Here is a 24,071-nt window from a genome sequence, read left to right as displayed (position 1 = left end):
TAATGTTTAACTAATCGACATCAGCAAATAGACAATTATTAAATTATCTATTTGCTTGATAACATCATTATCGACAATTAATTTGTCATCATCGCATTAATCAATTGTGCTAATCGATTACATTAATCAGTAGTTGCATTTACAGCAATTTGTTTTACATTGGATTTAGTGCCAGGTTCAACAACAAAATCATAACGGGCATCTTTATATCGTTCACGATCGAGTAAGCCTTGTAGACGGTTAAGTAAACTGTAAGCACTCGCCCCCATATTAGGGTTTAACAAAAAGTTAGGTACAAAACCACCAAAATCAAAGTCACGCATAAACTGGATTTCGACTTTTCCATCGCCAACCGGTTTAAAGCGCCATAAAACATAAAAGCGTGATAAACGCACACAGCAATCATCAGGAGGAATAACACCTGGTGCCGCTGTGTGATAATAGAAAAGTTCAAGCGTTTTTGGATCCTGTACAAAGTGCGACTGAGTTACAAACTCCCTATCTTTAAAAAACAAAGGAGCCGGATAGCGAAAGGAGTTGTAATAAAATTGTGAGTTAATACGCTCAATAATTTCAGCTTGCAAGCAGGAAAAGTCATCACATACATCTTGATCCTGTAAAAAGTCAACAATTTGATTCAATGTTGCTTTCACTGTAACCGTACCTTTAACCTTTTTAAGATCTTGCCCCGGTGTTTTGATGGTATAAATTTTTACACCATTTTTTTCTATTTCCAGCTCCCAGGTATTACTACCCGAAAACTTCCAAATTTGCAGTGCGGCGATTACACCGATCACCAATAGCAATAAAATATAGCCGATGATTTTCATCACTTTATTTTTCGCACCAGCTTTTGCAGGATTATTTTCCATCGTTAACTCCGGATTTTTGTTCATTAAGGTTAATAGTTGAATTTAATTGAATATAAATTTGAGGATAAAAAGATTGCGTTCAGCGTTTAAATTTTTATGCTTTTCCAGCGTCCATCACGAAACATAGAAACCACAATCCATGCAGTCACCACGCCATATATCATTTGCGCGATCCATACCTCAAGCAATCCATACTTTAAATAAGGACCGATAATCCAAACAGCGGGTAAAAAGAATACCCAACGAGTGACAAATGAAACCATTACCACCCTTCGGCCATCTCCCAGACTAAATAATGTATTGGCATAGATGTAGCTTAAGCCGATTATGCCCGTGGTAATTGCAGTTAACATCAAAGGAATCGTCGCCATTTGAATGGTGGCCAAATCGGTAATAAACAGCGATAAAAACGCTTCAGGAAATATTAATAATGGAATTCCTAGCAATGTAATCCAGACAAAACCCAGTTGCCCAATATCCCATCCCCATTGGGTGGCATCATCGAGGTCCCCCTTACCAACAGTATTTGAAACCAGCATTGCCGAGGTGTGACCCAACGCCATAGCAAAAATCAACATGATGGTTGTGACCCTTATCAATACGGTAACCGCTGCCGCTTCTGATGTACCAATTAAGCCGACCATCCAGAATAGCGCAATTGAACCCAAAGAGAATAATATGCCCTGCACTGATACGGGCAACCCCATTTTGATCAACTGAAAAAAGAGCTTTTTAGTTGGCAGTATATTCAAAAAACCGGCCCCCCGATAACGCATAAATGTCACTAGCATATAGGTCAGCATGCCAATCGTGATTGCTATTGCCGAGGCAATTCCCGCACCTTGAGTCCCCAGTTTGGGCGCTCCCCAATTACCAAAAATAAATAGGTAGTTGAACAGTACATTTAAACAATTCACCATCAGTAAAATTAGCATGTAAACTTTTACCCGATTAACGCCTGTCCAAAATCCTTTAAAAATATCAGACATTCCGTGCGCAACCAGCGCGACCAGCATTGCTTGTAAATAAGGAATTCCTTCTTGCGCAACCAATGCATCATTAGTGACCAGTGAAAAATACAGTGGTGCACAATAAATCAATAATAATGATACTGGTATTGCTAACGCGATAACCAGCAACAATCCAGCATTTAGTGGCAAACAGGTTGCCTCATTTGACTGTTCACCCAAGCGCCTGGCAACAATGCCTCTAACCGCTGGTGTTGCCCCAACGACAAATGCAAAAACCAGTTCATAGCTCACCCCTGCATAGCCTACTGCAGCCAATGCAGCATTTCCCAAAGATTTAATCATGACAATATCAATAAATAACATGATATAAGTTGAAATAAGTCCTACGGCAATAGGCACAGCGACACCAAGTATCGTCTTTAATCGATCTTTTTTAATCAGTTGCATTGAAGTATTTATCGCGCTTTAAAAGTCAAATTTTAATTGAGTGATTTATCGAGCAGTGAATTTTCGAGTACTTAACTTTCGAGTACTTAACTTTCGAGTACTTAATTTTTGAGTGCTTAATTTTTGAATAATGAATTTTCGAACAATGTCGCCAGGTAATCGGTCACTGGCTGGAAATCGGGTTCAGTGACAATCGAATAATGCGTCGCATTGACATCATAAATTTTTAGCTGAGAACAGAGTTCACGCCAACAATAATCACTGGGTAATTCATACAACATCGGTTTATCCTGAACACATCTAAATAAAGTGACCGCAAAGTTAAACGAAGCGTCGGGAATAAATTGTTGATATCGAAGTTCATTATTTTTTATTAATTCAAAAAAAGCCGATAGTTGCTGTATTGTTACATCTATATTTTGCTGGTTAAACTGTTCAACAATTTTTTCAAGCAGTTGGTTAATGGCAGACTCATTATTAATTTCATCATCAACTGCGATCTGTTGAATTATTTTATCGAATGATAGTTCAACAGATATTCCAGCTTGTTGTTGAAACCTTTCCAGACCATCGCGTAGCAATTCAAATGGCGTAACTGTAGGTAATTCATTGATCAGCATGGGTGATAAAGTATCCAGCAAAATCACCTGAGATACCTGAACTTTCTGCAAGCCAAGCTGCCGCGCAAGTTCAAGCGCGACTATTCCGCCAAATGAATGTCCAATAATAATCGTCGGCGCAGTGGCATTTGACAGATGATTACTCTGTGAACTTTTGTCCAACTGGAAAATATTCTGTTGTGTCACCTCTTGCAAGGCTCGCTCCACAATTTCTTCAATTGATAAATAGGTTATTGCAGGTTCAACCAGCTCACCCGTAAATTGTTCCACCGCCAACGCATAATAAGCACATTCCAAATTGAATTGACTTTTTAGCCGTTGATGCAATTCTTTTTGTAAATCAAGCATACTATGTACCATCATTCCTGAGCCTGGAATGAATATAATACGTGGATTTAATGGCGCAACATTTTCAAGTTGAAGAGTAATTAATCCGCCAGATCTTTGTTGCTGTTCTAATTCATTTGATTTATTTAAATTCTTTTGTGCTAGCTGGTGAGTTTGTATCAATAGTGCCTGTTGCCGAATGGTTGGGTGGACAAAGATATCTGTTGGCGTCATTCGATAGTGGAATGCTTGTTGAATGCGATTAAGCAATTGCATAATTAACAGAGAGTGCCCACCCAGCTCAAAAAAGTTATCCAACACACCAATATTTTCGGACTTAACCATTAACAATTGCGCCCAAATATCAAGCAGCTTTTCTTCTAGCTGATTTTGCGCTGCGATTCGACACTGACTGACGTCTTCATCAATTTCAATTTCTTCTAAATATCGATAATCGGTTTTTCCATTGTTATTTAACGGAATGTTTTGTAACGCTATCCAACGCATTGGAACCATATAGTCTGGTAAAAACTGGCGTAAAAAATCGACTAGTTCATTCTGTCGAGACTCATTATTATCGCTTAAATCGGTCTTATCTAACGATGACTTTGTTTGATAAAAACCAATCAGCTTTTGTTGTGGTATTGGTTTAACGATTACAGCACAGGCTACTATATCAGTGTGTCGCACAGCCACTTGTTCAATTTCTTCAATTTCAATGCGCATTCCGCGAATTTTTACCTGTCGATCTTGACGTCCGTGATAGGTAACTTCACCAGACTCAAGCCAACGAGCACGATCGCCAGTTCGATAAAGTGGTCCATCAAAATAAGGATTATCAATAAACACTTTTTCTGTCACTTCTGGACGATTTAAATAACCTCGCGCGACACCTGCGCCGCTTAAACACAATTCACCAATACACCCTCTGGGCATCAGCTGTAAGTTTTCATCGAGGATGAGCGCCTGCATATTGGCAACAGGTCTACCGATACATACCGGCTCCTCACTACATAGGTGATATAAACTATCTATTGTCGTTTCAGTGGGACCATAATTGTTATATAAGCGATAACCGAGAGATAATATTGCTTGTTTTAAGTTCTCTTCAAGCTTTTCACCACCAGAAATCACATACTCAATATGTGATAGTCTAGGCTGTCCACACAAAATATGTTTAAGCATTTCGGGTACATAATTTAGCCCCGTAATTTTATTGTCAGCAATATACTGGTATAGCCTTTGTTCATCTAAGACCATCGATTCGGTGGGCATGTAAAGCGTACCACCAGCAGTTAATGTGGCCAAAATATCTTCTACGCTTGGATCAAAAGTATAATGAGTCAATAGTAATGTTCGACTGGCAGGTGTGATATTGAAGGTTTCTTTGAACCAACTAATGGTATTTATCAGATTGCCATGTTCAATTAATACACCTTTGGGCACGCCCGTTGAACCAGAGGTATACATAACATAAGCTAAATTTTTCAGACTCGTTGATTGAGTTTTAAAATGACTAATAGGCTGATTATCTAGATCGCTTTTGCCAAGGGTTGAGCCAATCCAATCAAGATTGTTCTTTTCAATTTTTTCTTGGCCGATACTATCTTGGTCAATATCATCTTGGTCAATATCATCTTGGTCAATATCATCTTGGTCAATATCATCTTGGTCAATACTGTTCCGCTCGAGACTATCGGGCGCAATACCATCTGGCTCAATTATATTTAGTGATTCAACGGAATGTTTAAGTTGTCCTTTCGCCGCCTGTAAGCGCAAGCGCAAGCTATCATACTGTGGCGTTGATTGAGTGAGTAATGATTCCTGCGTTAACACGATATTAACATGTGCATCATGTAAAATATAAGCCAGTCGGTCAGAAGGAATATCACTGGCTAATGGTAAATAAGCACAACCTGCGCGCAAAACGCCCAAAATAGCAACAATCATATCAATTGACCGATAACAGCAAATCGCGACAATTTCATTATTGCTTACACCACGGCGAAGTAATCGGTTAGCCAGCCGTTTACTGGCAATACTTAATTGCGCATAGGTCATCGACTGATTTTGATAAACCACTGCTATCTGTTCTGGCGAGATTTCCGCTTGCTCGATAAATTGCCTTTCGATAGATTGTTGTGCAGTATAGTCACGCGCAGTTTGATTAAATGTGGTTAGCAACTGTGTTATGTCTTGCTGTTCGAGCAATTCGAGCGTCGCAAGCTTGCGTTGGGAATTGCTTAATACAGCTTCACAAAGTTTGATAAAATGACGACTAATATCGGTTACTCTATCGGCTGTCAACAGTGCAGTCGAATACTCCCAACAGCCCGATAATTGTTGTTCATGCTCACTCATTTCTAGTGATAAATCAAATTGGCTGCTTTGATGATTAAGTGGATAAGGCTCAACCTGTGACAGATAATTTTTTGCTGGCATATTTTGCAACGCAAACATAACTTGAAATAAAGGCGACACCGCCAAGTTTCTTTCAGGTTGAATCATCTCGACAATTTTTTCAAATGGAACATCTTGATTATCAAAGGCATCAATGCAAGTTTTTTTTACGTTAGCGACAAAGTCATCAAATGGAGCGGCTGGATCTATTTCGTCGCGCAACACCAGTGTATTGACAAACATACCAATCAACATTTCTGTTTGCAGATGATGCCGTCCTGAAACAGGCGTACCAACAGAAATATCTTTTTGCATGGTATAGCGATAAAGCAGAACTTTAAAAACTGCCAACAAAAACATGAACAAGGTAATTTTTTGTTGCTGACAATAATACCTAATACGTGTAGCTAATGAGTTGGACAACACAAACTCAATTCGCGCACCTTGTGCATCACGTATTGCCGGGCGTGAAAAATCAAACGGGAAATCAAGTACAGCTTGCATACCTTGTAATTGATTGTTCCAATATTTCAGTTGTTGCTGATAAGCCTCGCTGGTACCCATCCATTGCTTTTGCCAAAGACTATAGTCCGCATATTGAATCGATAGAGGTGGTAGTTGTGCTAAAAAATTCTCTTCAGTAATGCTTGTCGCTTGATTCCCAAGCAGCAACCCAAGTTCCTGAATTAATACGCCCATTGACCATCCATCCATAATAATATGGTGCGTATTAATCAACATAATATATTCATCTAACTCAAGCTTAAATAAATAACAATAAAACAGTGGTCCTTTAGTCAAATCAAATTGGCGTTGCTGCTCTTGTGCAAGGTACTGTTCGAGTAACTGCTGTTTATTTTTACGATGAATTAAATCAATAACATCAAAACGATGACTAAACTGAGCACGATAATTTGAGTAACTGATAACCTGCTGTATTGGCTTGCCATTATTCTCTGGAAAGATCGTTCTTAATATTTCATGACGAGCCGTCAATTGTTCAATGGCTTGCTCTATTTTTCGAGGATTAACCTCACCAGTAATCTTTACTGCACCAGTTGAATGGTATTCACGGCTTTCGGGTGAGAGCTGATGTAAAAACCAGATTCTTTCCTGTGCAATACCCAAAGGTATTTGAACTGTGGCATCTTTTGGTCTAACCGGGATTTGATAATCTTTAGTGAAGTTATCATTATAAGGTATTGCTTTACTAATTTTTGCCTGATCAATATAACTAGCAATGAGATGAATGGTACTTTTTTCAAAGATAACTTTTAATGGAATCGCAATATGATAATCATGTTGTACACGAGCCGTCATCTGCGTAGCGAGTAACGAATGTCCACCTAATTCAAAAAAGCTACGATTCACGCTAATTATTTCAGCACCGACAGATAATATTTCCTGCCAGACTTTAACAAGATAATGCTCGGTTGCAGTCTCTGGTGCAACATAATCAACTTGATGATCAACTTCAATAAGACGTCGACTCAGGTCTAGGCGATCAACTTTACCATTCGGCGTAATTGGAATTTGCACCAATGGCACAATCGCAGAAGGGATCATATAAAGCGGCAAATATTCACGCAAATAATCCTTTAATACCTCACTGTGTTGTTGCCAATCGGATGAAATAACGATAGATGAAGTGCCAAAAGATGAAGTGCCAAGAGATGAAGTGCCAAAAGATGAAGTGCCAAGAGATGAACTACCGACAGATGTAGCATTAATAGAAGAAGACTCAGCCGATAAGCCTTTAACGAAAGCGACCAACTGTTGTTGACTCCCTTCGCCTTGCACAACAACGACAGCTTGCTGGATAGTCTCATGTTGATTGAGCAATGCTTCAATTTCACCAATTTCAATGCGAAAGCCGCGAATTTTTACCTGGTGATCCAAACGTCCCATAAATTCGATCTGGCCATCAGCAAGCCAGCGCCCTAAATCACCACTACGATAAATTCGAGATTGAGGATTAAACGGATTGGTTATAAATTTTTTTGCCGTGAGTTGAGGATTATGAATGTAGCCCGCGGCTAAGCCATCACCACCAATAAATATTTCGCCCGGCACACCAATCGGTAATAATTGTAGCTGTTCATCTAAAATATAAATTTGTACGTTATTAATGGGCTGACCAATCGGCATTGATGTTGTGCAATTAAAATCTGCTAAGTGACATAAATATTGTGTGGCCACCGCACTAGATTCACTAGGACCATAGCTGTTAAACAAACGAAACTGTTCATTTTGCTGCTGAGATTGCTGATGATACCAATCACTGAGTTTGTCTCGCGAAATAGCCTCGCCGCCTAAAATTACTGTGCGCAAACTGGTTAAAGCAAGGTTTGCCTGGCTTAAAATACCGTATAGATTACTTGGCGCACAGTTAAGCCAGCTAATCGAATGTTGTTTAATGATTGCTGCAATTTGTATCGGCTCATAAGCGTCAACCAAATGCAGACTTGCCCCCGCTAATAGCGGCGCTATGAGTACTCGCTGGGTCAGATCAAAGGCAATATTACTAACAACCAACACCTTGTCACTTTCACTAAGTCCCTGCACCATGACATACCAATAGCATAAATTCATCAAACCCTGGTGGGTATTTAATGCGCCTTTCGGTTGACCGGTTGAGCCGGATGTATAAATCACATAGCTATAATGTTGCGATTTATCCGTTGGTATGACGGAGTCACCATTGATAGCAACAGTTTTATTTACCGTTTTTTGAAGCTGGCATTTTTCTAACGCATAACCGTTAATAATCTGTTCCCACTGAGAGTCCATCGCAATAATCTCAGGCGTACACGACAGCGGTACTGTTGGAGCGGAGTCATCATTAACAGAATCGACATTCAAAGTCAGATTTTCTAATACCTTCATTACTGGCCGGTGCGTTAATATGAGTGCTGCCTGACTGTCACCCAAAATAAACTGTAAGCGTTTTGCCGGTAATTTGGCATCTAAAGGTAAGTAAGTTGCATTGGCTTTTAAAATCCCCCAAATGGCGATTATTAAGTCAACTGATGGCAACATGCAAATTGCAATTACTTGATTCAGTTGTGTTTGTTTTGCCAATAAATAGTGAGCCAGCAAGTCACTTTTTTCAGCCAGCTCAGCATAACTGATTGAGGCATCATCCGTAATTACAGCTTTTTTATTTGGGTTAATTTTTACTTGCTGAGAAAACCAGTCTACAACCGTTTTATTTTTTGGATAAGCAATCTGTGTTTGATTAAACTGCGTTAATAACTGGTGCGTTTCTTGTGGGCTTAAAAATTCTAACTGACTGACAGGACAATCATCCGACACTTTAGTTAGCTCTGGTTTCAAAATATTATGGCATAACTGAACAAAGTGTCTGGCAATTCGAGTGATTGTTGCAGTTTTATAAAGGGCTGTACGATATTTTATTTTCGCACGAATTGTTCGTTCTGCAAAATCTTCCTCTAGCTCAAGTACCAAATCAAACTTTGTGGTAAAAGCATTCACTTCGTAAATCGTTAAGTCTGACATCAACGCAGTGGTCGCAGTATTATTCAGTACCATTAAAATTTGAAAAAATGGTGAAACTAAAAGATCACGTTCTGGTTGTACCCGATCAACTACCTGCTCAAAGGGTACATCTTGATTTTCATAAGCCGATAAGCAGCTTCGCTTGACTTCTTGGATCACATCGGCAAATGTCATGTCAGCAGTAATCGTGTCACGAATGGCTAGCGTATTGACAAACATGCCAATTAAATACTCAGTCTCAGCATACTGGCGATTGGCAATCGGTGTACCGATACAAATGTCCTGTTGACGAGTATAACGAAAACACAAGACTTTAAAGATCGCCATTAAAAAAATAAACAAGGTAATACCATGACTTTCAGCATAGTTTTTAATGGCTTGGGTTAATGCCGGTTCCAGCTCAAAGTTAACAACGCCACCTTGTTCATGACTGGCATGCGTTTTAGGAAAATCACTAGGTAACCCAAAACTTCCTTCAAGCCCTGCCAGTTGGTGTTGCCAATAGTTCAGCTGCTTTTCAATAATGCCCTGCTGTGTCAACCATTCACGCTGCCAAATAGCGTAGTCAACGTATTGAACAGGTAACTGGGGAAGCACTTTTAAGGTATCACGAGACTCAACTGATTGTCCTTTCTGTCTGGATGATAATATAGTTTTAAATTCATTTAACAACACCCCCATTGACCAGCCATCACTAATAATATGATGCAATATTACCAGCAACACCGATTGTTGCGCTGACTTTTTAATAAAACAGGCTCTTATCAAAGGGCCTGCTTCAAGATCAAAAGCAGCTTCAGCTTGCTGTAAACAAAATTCCTTAATGGCATGATCGACCATTTTACTATCAGCCAGCATCGAAAAGTCGAATTGAGGTAAATCAAAAACTATCTGCGACAGTATTTTTTGTTGAGCCTGACCATTTTTTTGAGGAAAGATGGTTCGCAAATTTTCATGGCGCTCAATAATTATTTTAAAGGTTTGCAATAAATCAGCATGCAAGTAATCACTGGGCAAAATAATCGCACCAGAAATATTATAAGCCGCGCTATCGGGACTCAATTGATGAATAAACCAAAGTCTTTCTTGCGCAAAACTCAGCGGATAACTTTGTTGAGAACTACGTGCGATCGGTTGAATTTTTGGTAACTGTAAATCGGCGGAAAAATGACTTAAAAAATCAATCACCGCCTGTTTTTGTTGTACTAACCTTGATTTAAGCGAATCATCCAGCGCCCCTTCAGGTGACTTCAGCTTCAACTGGCCATTTTCTTGCCAGAGCTGAATGCCTCTTGTTTTGACTTCGCGAATCAAAGAGACAATTGTCATAAAGTGAATTCCTCGAATTCGACAGATTCATCTTGTTGGTCGTCTATCTTGTGACTGACATCCAGTCCAATAATATCAGCCATGCCTTTAAGCGTGTTAATCTCAAATAGCATTTTAATTGGCAAATTTTTATTCAATCGACTACGAATTTTTGACAACAGAACAGTCGCTAATAACGAATGTCCGCCACGCTCAAAGAAATTATCGTTTATGCTAATGCTCGACTTATCGATTTCTAAAACCTCAGCCCATATTTCAGCTAACGCGTGCTCTATTTCGTTCTCTGGCGCAATAAAAACTTTTGCGGTCTGTGCCACTTCTATCTGGCTGAGCTGTCTGGTATCGACCTTGCCATTAACGGTTAATGGAATGTTATCCAACCGCTGATATTGTCGCGGCACCATATAATCGGGTAATCTGGAATGCAGGAATTTTTGTAGAGCCTGTTCATCGATAGTATCTTTGCCATCACTGACATTTTCCACTACATAAAAAGCAACTAATCGCTGGTGAATAGTTTCACCTTGTACGACAACCGCAGCACTGCTTATTGTTGGATAATCAAGCAGATGCGTATTAATTTCGTCTAGCTCGATTCGATAACCTCGAATTTTAATTTGCTGATCAATTCTCCCCCAATATTCAATTTCACCATTTTCTAACCAACGGCCTAAGTCGCCGCTTTGATAAAGTCGCTCACCCGGTCGATTAGGATTTTCGATGAAACGCTGCGCGGTAAGTTCTGGCTGATTAAAATAACCTCTGGCTAACCCGGCACCAGCAATATAAATTTCGCCGACAACACCAATTGGTAATTCGTTTAACTGTTCATCCAATATATACATTTGCATATTTGCTATTGGCTTTCCTATTGTCATGTTACTGACCGAAGTACCGGGTTTTAAACGGATACGTGCGACACTGCACCCAACAGTGGCTTCGGTTGGTCCATATTCATTAACAATATCAAGTGCAACATTTTGCTCAGCTAAAAAATTTAAATGCTCATTAGTCAGTGCTTCACCACCAAGAATCATTAACTTTTGATTCATTAAAAAACGATGGACTACCGCTGAAGGTTGATTTTTCAATAACAACAAATGTCCAGGGGTTAATTTAATAAAATCAAATTGTTGCGGATAAGCGGCTAGATTATTAAATACTTCAACACTGGCAGCAGGTTCAAGCAAGATGCTTTTACCACTGACTAGCGGTGCCATTAGTGCCGTGATTGAGGCATCAAAAGTTAATGGCAAATGAACCAGACTGGCATGTTGTTGCAAGGTTGTTAATTGTGCGACAGATTTGTCGATACTTGCAGCTTCTTGGTTAACATCATTTTCTGTTGGGTTATCTTGCGAGCAATAATTATCACGACAATAGGTTAAGTAATGCACCAGACTGGCATGTTCTATCATCACGCCTTTGGGTTTACCTGTCGAGCCAGAAGTAAAAATTACATAAGCTAATTGCTTCTGGTTAACTGTCGCTAATTTCTGTAGCCTGGTCGTCTCAATCATTGGCCACTGTTCATCGAGAACAATTCGAGTAACGTTTTCTAAAGCTGTCGTTAAGGCCGATTCACTTAATACCCATTCAAGCTGACTTTCAGCAATCATCATTTGCAGGCGAGCTTGTGGATAATCAGCATCTAACGGCACGTAAGCTCCGCCTGCTTGCCAAATACCTAATATCCCAATGACCATCCAGGTTGAACGTCGCGTATAGATACCAACTAACGTTTCGGCACAAACCCCTTGCTGTTGTAAATAGCAACCTAGCTTGAGGCTATGTTCCCAAAGTTGAGCATAGCTTAGATGTTTTCCTTCACAGACTAATGCAGTGGCGTCAGGTTCCTTTGCAACCTGTTGTTCGATCCACTCAAGTGTTGTTTGCGGGGCAATCGATAGTCGTCGATTAGTAGTATTCCACTGGGTAAGTAATTGCTGTTCTTTATTGGACAACAAAGATAACTCTTTCATTCTTACATCAGGATTACTCTTAACCGAATGGAGCAATGTACACAAATGCTCGAACAGGCGCTGAACCGTTGTTAGCTGATAACGCGCTGCATTATATTTAAAATGTAAATCAAGTCCGTGAGATTGCTCAAAAATCTCTAGCCCAAAATCAAACTCCCCTTCTTGGTGAACGTTATCAACCGCTTCAATACCTAATTCAGATTGCATCGGTAGCTGTCGTAAATCAGCAGAAGGAATAAAATTTTGATAGGCATAAGCAACTTGAAAAACTGGATTTTCATCGGACTGAGCACTACTGTTTTGTTTAGCAGGCAAATTTTTTAACATTAATGGAAATGGATAACTGGAATGATATAAACCATCGAGTAAGGTTGCTTGAATGCCGCGTAAATATTCAAGCAGCTTTCGCTCACCCTCACATCGGGTACGCAGTGGTATCATATTAATAAAGTAGCCAATTTCTGTCATAAACTGACTATCTACCCGCCCCAATACCGGCATTCCGACAATAATCTCTTTTTCGCGCGTATAAACATGGAGCAACCACTGAAATAGTCCTAAAAAAATTACCGAAGGCTGCAAACTATTTTGTTGGCTATATTGACTTACCCATTGAAAAAGTTCTGTAGGCAACGGCGTTATCCAGGTTTCTCCCTGAATAGGACCTTTAGCCGGAAAGTCAGCGGGTAATTGCAAGTGACTTAATTCACCTTGTAATTGCTGTTGCCAATAACGCTGATGCGATTGTCCCTCAGGCGCATTCAGCATTTGTTTTTCCCACTCGACAAATTCTGCATAACCACATCCACTAGCATTAAAATCACCAGATACAGCTTGACTATTGAGAAAGTTGTCATCTGTATTTGCCGAACAGATAGCCTGCTCGCCGCAAACCAATTGACGATAAAAGTTTAGCCAGCAATGCAATAAAATAACGGAGGAGCTGCCGTCAAAAATAAGGTGATGAATCGTTAACAAAACTATTTTTTTCTGTGAACCGATATGAAAAATATCCATTCGCCATAATGGTCCGTTATTTAAATCAAATGGTGCCTTGGCAACTTGATTTAGTCGTTGAGTCAACACTTTTTCAGAACATGCTTCAACTTGATGTTGATGAATACTAAATTCCGTATTTGCAGGAATGTGATGGTAAAGCACACCATCTTTCTCGACAATATGACAAGTCAACAGTGGATAACGGGTTAAAACTTTTTGCCATGAATCTAGTAAAATATCGATATTAGCCTGTTCATTCAAGGTAAAGCACATGGGAACATTGTAAGCACTTAACTCAGGGTTCAATTGCTGCAATAAATATAATCCGCCTTCGCCTTGCGACAAAGGAAAATCAGCTTGTACTTGCTGACTCACTTTCACTGGTAACACGGCTGCAATTTTCGACGATACCGCCTCTTGCGCGAGCAATTGAATAATTTCGGTTTTGTGCTGTGTAATCAACTGCACTAATTGATCATCAATTCCACAAGGACTGGCATAACAATGCAGTTGTCCATCTTGAAGTGCCAACTTATGCTTTTGTTCTACAAGCTGGTTAAAAATTATTTCTATAGCATTCATAATTATCAAACCAAAAAGAATTAAATCAAAATGACTAGTGCGGGATAAATTAATTAAATATAAATAGTGTTAATTTTATTACAACCAACAAACATCAAATTACTTACTCGAACAATCAACAATATTGGTTGATTTAATAGATTGAAATATTTGTTGCAGATTATCACCAGTCAATATTGAAAAGTGATCACAATCATGGTGAATTATTTTAAGCTGATTACCAAGCAATGACTGCCATCCATAATCAGCAGGATAGTTGCTATTGTCTTTACCTTGCGTGGCCTTTACTAAAATAAATTCAATATCAGTTATAAGCTGCTTTGGCTTGTATTGTCGATAACTGAACAAATTAGCCTGATAAACGCGAAAGTAATTTGTAAACTGTTGTTGAGTAATAGCGATCCGTTGTCGGTTAAACTCTGCAACAATGGTTGATATATGTTGCTGCGGCGGTATTGCCCGTAAATCCATACAACCAATCGTTGGCTGAATCTGGTTAAATTCAGCAAATAACCGATAAATCGTTATTAACTGTGAAACTTCATCTTGTTCAGCAGTTTGCTGGATGACCTGGGGAGCAATCGAATCCAACAAGATTACACTTGTTGGTTGCGGTCGACTAAACAAACCTGCTTCAAAGATATATTGTTGGCTCAGTTGCTGTATCATTTCATATGCAATCACCCCACCAAACGAATGACCGATTAACATCAAATTTTCTCGATGCATAAAAGTGTTTAGCGCATAAATGTTAGCTTTAGCTATTTGTTCAACACTTTGCAATACAGGTTGATTTTCATTAAAGCCGGAAGACTGCAAAGCGTAAACCGGCTGCTGTGCATCGACAATATTTTTTAGCGTTTGAAATGATAGAACATTGCCACCAATACCAGGTATGGCAACCAAAGGTTGTGCACATCCTTGCGGACGAATCGGCACAACCAATTGTGGTGCCAACTCTTTTAATTGTTCGTCGGAAACCAGAATATCCTCAGGTGATCCAGCAATTGTCTTTATCCGTTCGTTTGTTACACAGTCTACCGACGCGTTTTTTGCAACAGCCAGATTCGACCTGTCTGCCTTTAAGTTAAGCGGCTGATGAACACATGATAATTGCTCATCGATCAGCGCGGCCAATTTGGTAATAGTGTTAGCACTGAAAATCGTTGCCAGAGCTAATTGAATACCATACTGTTGATTAATTTTTGCCATCAACTGAACCGCAAGTAATGAGTTCCCCCCCGACTCAAAAAAGTCTTGCTCAATATTTAATTGCTCGTCAGCAATTTCTAAAAGGTTCTGCCAGATTTTGGCTAATTGCTGCTGTGTTTGTGTCACAGGCATCGCGGCGGATGAGCTCATTGTCGATTGAAAGGTGGTATTAATTACCTTTTGAAGTGTGAGTACTTTGCGATCAACCTTACCGCTATGCGTCAAAGGCATTTTATCAATTTGCCAAATCGTGGTGGGTAGCATATGTTCAGGCAAATGTTCAGCAGCAAATAACTTGATTTGCAGCAAATCCAGACTTGCGGCCTGACTATCTAATTGGTTTTTCTCATTTAAATTGACTATCTCATCTTTTGCAACCAAATAAGCTTGTAGATTTTTCGTTCCTGCTTTTTCTGCGGCAATTACCACACTTGATGCAACGCCGGGGTATTGATTCAAAATGGCTTCTATTTCGGCGGGTTCAATTCTAAATCCACGAATTTTAAGTTGATGATCAATTCGCCCAAGATATTCTATATTGCCATCATCCAACCATCGGGCCAGATCGCCGGTTTTATAAAGTCGCAGAAGTGACGGATCATTGAATGGCAAATTGGACAAATGAGGATTGGCGATAAACTTCTCTTCAGTCATTGCTACTTTATTTAAATACCCCCGCGCTAGCCCGACGCCACCAATATGTAATTCACCGGGCACACCTATTGGGGTTAATGCTAAATTTTCATCAAGAATTAAAATATGGATGTTATCAATTGGTTTACCAATTGGAACACTCGCACCGTCAATTTTTTCGTTACAAGCAAAAGCGGTCACATCTACCGCAGCTTCAGTTGGCCCATACAAATTATGAAGCGCTGCATTCACAAAACATGATTTAAATTGATTGACCTGTGAATGTTCGAGTGCTTCCCCGCTACAAAAAACGGCCCGAATAGATGGATTGTATTGCTGATTGACCAGCAGATAGGTGGTTAGCATAGAAGGTACAAAATGTACCAGTGACACTTGATGTTGGTTAATTAACTGACTTATATATTGCGCATCCTTATGTCCTTCAGGTTTAGCCATAATTAAAGTTGCGCCACTGATCATTGGCAGAAAAAATTCCCAAACAGAAACATCAAAGCTAAAAGGCGTTTTTTGCAGCAACACATCATTTTGATTAACTGAATAGTGTTGCTGCATCCAGATTATTCGATTGGCAAGTGCAGCGTGCTCTATCATTACGCCTTTGGGTTGCCCTGTTGTGCCAGAAGTATAAATAACGTAGGCTAATTGCTGAGCGTTAATGGCCACATGAGAAGTAAGCGCTGTCGAAGAATTTAAAGAATTACCAACAAAAGAGTCGATACTACAAATTAGCGGCGTAGACAGCTTGTTCAATGTAATGTGCTGAGACGGACATCCTTGAGATTGCTCTACTGTTTTTTCGGCTTGCAACAGTATAGCGTTCAGTTTTTCTACCCAGATTTCCTGAGTTAATATGATTCGACATTCTGCATCATTTAACAAGTAGTTAATTCTTTCATCAGGATAAACAGGCTCTAGCGGCACATAAGCAGCACCAGCTGCAATGATAGCCATAATTGCCACTTGCATATCCACTGCCCGGTGCATATAGACGCCAACCAATTCACCGGGCTTTAAATTATGAGAGACTAACCAGTTAGCCAATCGGCTACTTTTTGCATGGAGCTGACGAAAGCTGAGCGAGGTATTTTCATCTTGCACCGCTATTTTATGCGGATGTTGTTGTACACGCTCCAAAAATAGCTGATAAACATTTTTTACCGGTTGGCATACCGCAGTATGGTTAAACTCAGTTAATAGCTGTGATTTTTCAGAAGCCGTTAACAATTCGTATACCGATAATTTTTGGTGTGGATCAGCAACAATTTGTTCACATAGAGATTTAAAATGCTCAAGCAGTCGTACTATTGTTGTCGTTTTAAATAAATCACAACTATATTCAATAATTCCCTTGATACCGTCAGGGGTTTCAGTGAATTCAATGATCTGATCCAAATTAGTCGTTTCACTATCGAGTGATACCTGTTCAATCACCGACATTTCATTTGACATATTCTGCAAAACCAGCATGACCTGAAACAATGGATTAATTGATATATCACGCTTAATTTTTAGCGCATCGACTACTTTGTCAAAAGGCGCATCCTGGTTTTCATAAGCTTCAAGACATGTAATTCGAACTTGATTTAAAAGCTCAATGTAACTTTTTTGCGGATCGACAATACTACGAATTGCAAGTGAATTGATAAATAATCCTATCAGCTTTTCTGTTTCTTCTGTTTGCCTATTTGCAATTACTCCACCGACACAAATATCTGCTTGTTGCGAATACCGAAACAAAAGCAATTTGTAAATACTTAACAGTACCATATATAACGTGCAATGTGATTTTTCAGCTAGCACTTTTAGCTGTTCAGTTAATCCGCGACCTATGCTAAAAGCATAAGTTGCACCATTAAAGCTTTGTACTTTAGGTCGAATAAAATCGGTTGGCAAATCAAGTAAAGCCGGCATATCTGACAACTGTGTTTTCCAATAAGCCAGTTGTTTTTTTAATACCCCTTGAGTTTCCAGCCAATGACGTTGCCAGATAACATAATCAATATATTGTATTGGCAGTGGGGGTAACAATTTAGTCTGCTGTTTGACTTCTTCAGACAAAGTGGCAAACTCATTTAACAAGACTCGAATCGACCAACCATCACCAATAATATGATGCATATTGAGCATCAATACATGAATTTGTGGTGCAACTTTAAAGACTTTCGCACGAATTAATGGTCCTTTCGCCAAATCAAAAGGAATTTCTGATTCAATCTGACAGAGCCTTTTCGCTTCAACCAATGGCGATTTTTCACCGAGCTTATCACTATGGTCTTCTACATCAATATTAACCGTCATATGCGGTAACACCTGTTGCTCGGGTTTTCCATCAATGGCAGGAAATAAAGTCCGTAAATTTTCATGTCTTTCGATCAAACGATTGAGTACGGCTTGTAAATGCTGTCGATCAAAATCATCCCTGATGACAATGGCAATTGGACTGTTGTAACTGGCACTTCCAGGATTCAGTTGACTGATAAACCAAATTCGTTCTTGTGAATAGCTCAGCGGAATGTGGGTTAATGATTGTCGACAAACAGGTTCAATCGGCGGAATATTACCTTGTCCGGTTATTTGCTTAAGAAACCGAATAACAGCAGGTTTATTATCGGTTAATTGTTCTCGAATATTTTCTGTTAGTGCCCCTTTGGGTGCTCTAAATTTGAGCTGCTCGCCCTCTAACCAGATTTTAATTTGCCTTTCGTGCAGCAAATTCATTAGTGCATAAATACTCATAACATACCCTCATCAAATTGCTGTGAATTATTGTTATTGTTGTTTTCTGTTGTACTGTCTAATGAGCGTTGATGGGTTAATAAAGTATTGATTATCTCTGCCTGGGCACAAATCGTATCAGCCGTAAAAATATCCTTTAATGTTAAGGTTAATTGATATTCTCCCCGAATGCGTGAAATCAATTGGGTAGCCAATAAAGAATGTCCGCCGGTTTCGAAAAAGCTATCTTGAGTACCAATACTATTCGTGGACCGACGTAACAAATCGCTCCACTGAGCTAACAAAAACTGCTCAATTTGATTTTTTGGTTCGACACGTTGGGTACTTTTAGCAATATCAACATTCAATTGCTGTAAATACTGTCGATCGGTCTTACCATTTACCGAACGTGGAATGCTATCAATCTGGTTATAACTGGTGGGTATCATGTAATTCGGTAAGTAAGACTTTAAATGTTGTTTAAAATAATCCACGGAAGTGGTTTGTTGTAGCGCCTGTTCAGTTTCAATTCCCGCTTCACTCTCTTCATTTTGATGTCTATTTGCTAAGACATAAAAAGCAATCAGCGATTGTTGGTTATCGACTACCGTAACCACAACTGCACAGTCTTTAATCGCTTCGAGCTGCAAGATTGCAGCTTCTATTTCTTCAATCTCAATTCGATATCCACGCAATTTGACTTGCTGATCAATTCGGCCAATCAATTCCAGCTCACCTTGTTCCGTCCAACGAGCCATATCACCAGTTTTATATATTCGTTGGTGTGGAACAAATGGATTATGGATAAATTTCTGTTCCGTTAGTATTGGTTGATTAATATAACCTTTGGCTACACCTGCGCCAGCAATACATAACTCACCAGCCACACCAACCGGTTGTAATTGGTTTTGCGAATTGAGAATATAAACCTGAACATTATCGATAGGTTTACCAACAAGGTGCACCTCATTCAGTGTATGACAACGATGCTGAGCCGCGACTGCACAAGTTTCAGTTGGTCCATAACTATTGTAGAGTTCGGCACTATGCTGCCGCCGTACAAACCACTGCATCAGCTTTTCCGGCTGTATTTTTTCACCACCTAAAATAACTCTTTTAATGCTATCAAGTTTACTAACATCAGCTTCTACCAATCCATAGAAACTACTGGGTGCACAGTTTATCCACGAAACTTGATGTTGTTTTATTCGATCAACAATCACCTCAGGATCATAATGATGATTTAAAATTAATTGCGCACCAGTTATTAAAGGTGCAATTAAAATACGTTGAGTTAAATCAAAACCGAAATGACTGATAATCATTGTTTTATCGTCACTTGTAATTTGATAGTTTTTATTATACCAATGACAAAGATTAATCAAACTTGAATGATAGTTGGCAACACCTTTCGGTTTGCCTGTCGAGCCTGAGGTATAAATAATATAAACAATATCGTCTTGATGAACAGATCGATATGGATGCGGAGCTTTCAGGCTAACCAATCGCTCAAATTTTTGAACTAAACTATCACTATCACTATCACTATCACTATCACTAGCACTACTGATATTTTTCGTTAAATTTTCTGTTAAATTTTGCCTTAAATCTTGTTCAAAATCATCGTTATTCAAACATGTAAAAAACGTATCAAGATTAACTCGATTAAATGGATGAATAACTGATTTTTCAGGTACTTGTCGCTCTGGTACTTGTCGCTCTGGTACTTGTTGCTCTGGGAATGGTTGAACATCATCGGAAATTAACACCATAGCGGGAGAACAATCGTTAAGAATATGCGTGATTCTTAAGACAGGCAGGTCAGGATCAAGCGGTACATAACTTGCGCCGATAGCAAGCAGTGCAAATAATCCAATCATGTACTGAGTACCCGGAGGCATCATTAGTACCACCGGATCATTCAATTTAACACCATACTCTTTAAGATAATCAGCTAATAATAAGCTGCGAGCATAAAGTTGGCGATAGCTGATGCTAGATGAGTCAGCAAACACGGCTATTTTATCAGGCGTACGGATAACCTGTTCATAGAACAAATCAAATAGACTGAGTTGATTGTTCCACTTGACTATGGGGCGGTTAAATCGTTGAAAAATCTGCTGGCGCTCTGCTAATGACAGAATATCAATTTTAGCCAGGCTAATATTTTTATGCGTGACAATCTGTTGGCAAAGGGATAAATAGTGTTTTAAAAGCCGGCGTATTTGTACCGAAGAATATAACGCCTGTCGATAGACAATTCGCCCATACAATTGCTCATCAACTTCTTCAAATTCCAATGTAAAATCAAATTTACTTTGCACAACGGGTACCGCCATATCCGTCAATATCTTAAATGGCTGATTGTTAGGCATCGTTTGCAGCACCAGCATGATTTGAAAAAACGGATTTGTCGTGATATCCCTTTGTGGATTAATCACTTCGACAATTTTCTCAAAGGCAACTTGTTGATTGGCATAAGCCTCATAGCAAGTTGTTTTTACGGCATGAAGTAACGCGGTGAAATCAATGGTTGGGTTAAACTGGGTTCTCAGTGCCAAACTATTAACAAACATCCCTATCATTTGAGTCACTTGCGCATGATTTCGGTTAGCATTAGCCGTACCAATACATATATCTGATGTGCCTGTGTATTTAAACACTAACAACTTTAATATTGACAACAGCAAAACATATTGTGTGGTTTGATTATCGTTTGCAAATTGATTGAATTTTTGAGTTAGTACTTTTCCGAGCGAAAAATATTCGGTTTGCGCAGCGAAACTTTCACTATTTAATGAACCGGACAAAGCCAAACGCGTTGGCTCTGCGGCCTGTAATTTTTGCTGCCAATAACCAAGCTGCTGCGTTAACGCAACTGGTGAGACACTTTGCGAGACAGCATAATCAATAAAATTAATCGGTGACGATTTGAGTTGACTTCTACATTGAGAGAAATTATCGAGTAATGAATCGAGCTCTTGCCAAAAAATTGCAAATGACCATCCATCACAAATAATATGATGAATATTAGCTAACAAATATTGCTCACCATTACAATTAAGTAGCACAAAATGAAATAAAGGTCCTTGGCTTAAGTTAAAAGTCACTTTTCCTTGTTGCATAACCCAGTGATTGATTGCTTGTTGTGGCTTACTCAATGTCGTTTCTTTTGCGGTATTTTTTTCTGCGCCAAGCTCATCCTTTACATCATTTTCGTCGACAGCAATAAGCGCCCATTGAAATTTATCGAACGGAATAATTTTTTGATATGGAATGCCTTCTTCTTCATTAAAAACAGTTCGTAGAGCACTATGCCGTTCAACTAAAAAGTTAAGTGCTTGCTGACATTGTTCTACTGAAATAGCAGCACGTAAACCTTTCACTTCTATCTCATTATAACTCTGCTTTTGCAGTCCCATTTGATCGATAAGCCAAATACCTTGTTGTCCTGCGGTCAGTTTTCCTTGTACTTTTCCCGATGCAGGAATGAATAAATTCATTTGCTGGCTATTGTTATCTTTATTACTGACTAACCAGCGTGCGATTGCTTCAAGATTATCTAGTTGAAAAAGTTTTCCTACCGATACACTACATTCAAGTTGTGCTGTAATTTCAGCCGCCAGTTGCATAATGGCTAAGGAATGTCCACCTTGCAGTGTTAGCGATTGCGACGGCTTAATTTGAGAAATCGTAATATGGCTGATATCGCACCATAATTGAACTAATTGACTAACCAGTTGCGCTAATTCCGGACTTTCAGGTGATATGTTTTGCCCAACCTCTGCATTTGAATCAGCTATAGTCTGTTGGTGTTCGAACCAGAGATGGTATTGTTGTTGTAGCTGCTGATAATCCACTTTACCGTTAACCGTTAATGGTATTTCGGACAGATAGAAATACTGACCAGGGCACATATATTTTGGTAAGCGGGTATTTAACAAGTGTTGCAGGTGTTTTTCATCAAGCGCTTGACTAGTGCGGCTGGTATAAGCGGCAATTAATTGTTTATGAGTCCCGCTGGAGTGATGTACAAAGACAACCGCTTGCTGAATATCGGGGTGAGTATGCAATTGACTTTCTATTTCACTCGGTTCAATACGAAAGCCATTCAATTTTAACTGCTGATCGATCCGCCCTAAATAAATTAACTGACCATCATTCATTTGTTTTGCTAAATCCCCCGTCTGATAGAGACGTTGCCGGGGCTGCCAGGAACAAAAAGGAAAACGCGTTTGTGTCAATTGTGGTTGATTCCAGTATCCTCTTGCTAGTGCAATACCAGAAACACAAATTTCACCCGACTCACCCGGTAATACCGGCTGTAGTTTTTCATTCAGCAGGTACAAAGAAATATTCGCGATTGGCTTGCCGATTGGTACACTTTCATATTCAGTTAATAACTTTTCGGTCACTTGAACTGCGGTACAAATGATTGTCGTTTCAGTAGGTCCATAGGTATTAAAAAGTCTCAATTCGGGATACGTGGTAACACAGGCAAGTGCACAATCATGTGCCAAAGCTTCTCCACCAACGATGATAGTTTTTATCCCTTTAAAATCGAACTCAGTACTGACTAACTGATGAAATAATGCGGTAGGCAAATTTAATACACTGATGCTTTTTTGTGTAATCACTTTGCGTAAATAGCTCAGTGTAAGCAGTTGATTCTTCTCTTCTATAACAATCGTTGCGCCCGCATTCAAGCTGATAAAGAGTTCTTCTACAAACAAATCAAAACTGATACTGGAAAATAATAAGTGATTATCCTGTGCAGTAATTTGGTAGAGTGCTTGCGCCGCTTGATTATGATTCAACAAACTGGCATGTTCAATCATCACGCCTTTCGGCTGTCCGGTAGTTCCCGAAGTATAAATAACATAAGCTAGCGGTGAACAAGACTCAGATTGACCAGTAGCGCTAGTATTTATATCACCCTCATTTGCTATCACCGATGAGTTAACCAAGTGTGCTGGATAATGGGGGTTCGGTAATTGCTCCCAATTCACACAAATCCACTGTAAGACATGCGGCTTATCTGGTTGTGAGGTAGTCGCGGTAATCGATGCGTAAACAGCTTGATGCGTTAAGCCAATTGTTGCTTGCGAATCATTGATTAAGAAGTTGATTCGCTCTGTAGGGTAGTCAGGATCCACAGGTACATAAGCCGCGCCAGCCATCAAACAACCCAATATTGCAATAATCATTTCAGGACATTTTGGCATACAAATAGCAACCAGCATTTCGGATTGAATACCGCAAGCGATTAAGTATTCGGCCAATTGCTGGCTTTTTTGCAGCAGCTGTAAATAGCTCAGCTTTTGATCTTGATAAATTAGTGCCGCCTTGTGTGGATTGGCTTTTACCTGTTGTACAAAAATCTGGTAAACACGATCTAGTGTTTCAGTCGTTGTATCGCAATGATTTGTTGTCAGTTTAAGC

The 24,071-nt window shown here is 39.4% G+C and carries 6 protein-coding genes (1 of these 6 running past the window's edge); all 6 read right to left on the bottom strand.

Translation table 11 applies throughout. From position 1 onward, the window contains the following. Positions 1 to 122: 122 nt before the first annotated feature. The gene (locus tag ABVT42_RS18570) at positions 123 to 872 is read right to left on the bottom strand and encodes an SRPBCC family protein (RefSeq protein WP_353897367.1); all 750 of its coding nucleotides are present in this window, start codon (positions 870 to 872) and stop codon (positions 123 to 125) included. An 86-nt stretch (positions 873 to 958) separates the two neighbouring features. Further along, the gene (locus tag ABVT42_RS18565) at positions 959 to 2,290 is read right to left on the bottom strand and encodes an MATE family efflux transporter (protein ID WP_353897368.1); all 1,332 of its coding nucleotides are present in this window, start codon (positions 2,288 to 2,290) and stop codon (positions 959 to 961) included. A 116-nt stretch (positions 2,291 to 2,406) separates the two neighbouring features. After that, the gene (locus tag ABVT42_RS18560; protein ID WP_353897369.1) at positions 2,407 to 10,485 is read right to left on the bottom strand and encodes an amino acid adenylation domain-containing protein; all 8,079 of its coding nucleotides are present in this window, start codon (positions 10,483 to 10,485) and stop codon (positions 2,407 to 2,409) included. Further along, entirely contained in the window at positions 10,482 to 14,048 is a 3,567-nt protein-coding gene (locus ABVT42_RS18555) for a non-ribosomal peptide synthetase (RefSeq protein WP_353897370.1), read from the bottom strand. Before ABVT42_RS18555 ends, ABVT42_RS18560 begins: the two co-directional genes overlap by 4 nt. A gap of 99 nt (positions 14,049 to 14,147) precedes the next feature. Then, entirely contained in the window at positions 14,148 to 18,650 is a 4,503-nt protein-coding gene (locus ABVT42_RS18550; protein WP_353897371.1) for an amino acid adenylation domain-containing protein, read from the bottom strand. Next, a protein-coding gene (locus ABVT42_RS18545; protein WP_353897372.1) for an amino acid adenylation domain-containing protein crosses the window boundary here: on the bottom strand, positions 18,647 to 24,071 show its 3' portion. Its footprint extends 215 nt past the window's final position; only the last 5,425 of its 5,640 coding nucleotides appear in the window; its start codon lies off the right edge, out of view — the gene reads right to left on this strand; the stop codon is at positions 18,647 to 18,649. The genes ABVT42_RS18550 and ABVT42_RS18545 overlap by 4 nt, the downstream gene beginning before the upstream one ends.

Source organism: Aliikangiella maris (assembly GCF_040719265.1).
Classification (GTDB): domain Bacteria; phylum Pseudomonadota; class Gammaproteobacteria; order Enterobacterales; family Kangiellaceae; genus Aliikangiella; species Aliikangiella maris.
The sequence above is the reverse complement of the archived record's forward strand: the minus strand, read 5'-3'. Positions and strand labels throughout refer to the sequence as shown.

Bases quoted from the DNA above. Each gene is read 5' to 3' on its own strand.
- ABVT42_RS18560 (WP_353897369.1), bottom strand. From the start codon at position 10,485: ATGACAATTGTCTCTTTGATTCGCGAAGTCAAAACAAGAGGCATTCAG.
- ABVT42_RS18550 (WP_353897371.1), bottom strand. From the start codon at position 18,650: ATGAGTATTTATGCACTAATGAATTTGCTGCACGAAAGGCAAATTAAA.
- ABVT42_RS18570 (WP_353897367.1), bottom strand. From the start codon at position 872: ATGGAAAATAATCCTGCAAAAGCTGGTGCGAAAAATAAAGTGATGAAA.
- ABVT42_RS18555 (WP_353897370.1), bottom strand. From the start codon at position 14,048: ATGAATGCTATAGAAATAATTTTTAACCAGCTTGTAGAACAAAAGCAT.
- ABVT42_RS18565 (WP_353897368.1), bottom strand. From the start codon at position 2,290: ATGCAACTGATTAAAAAAGATCGATTAAAGACGATACTTGGTGTCGCT.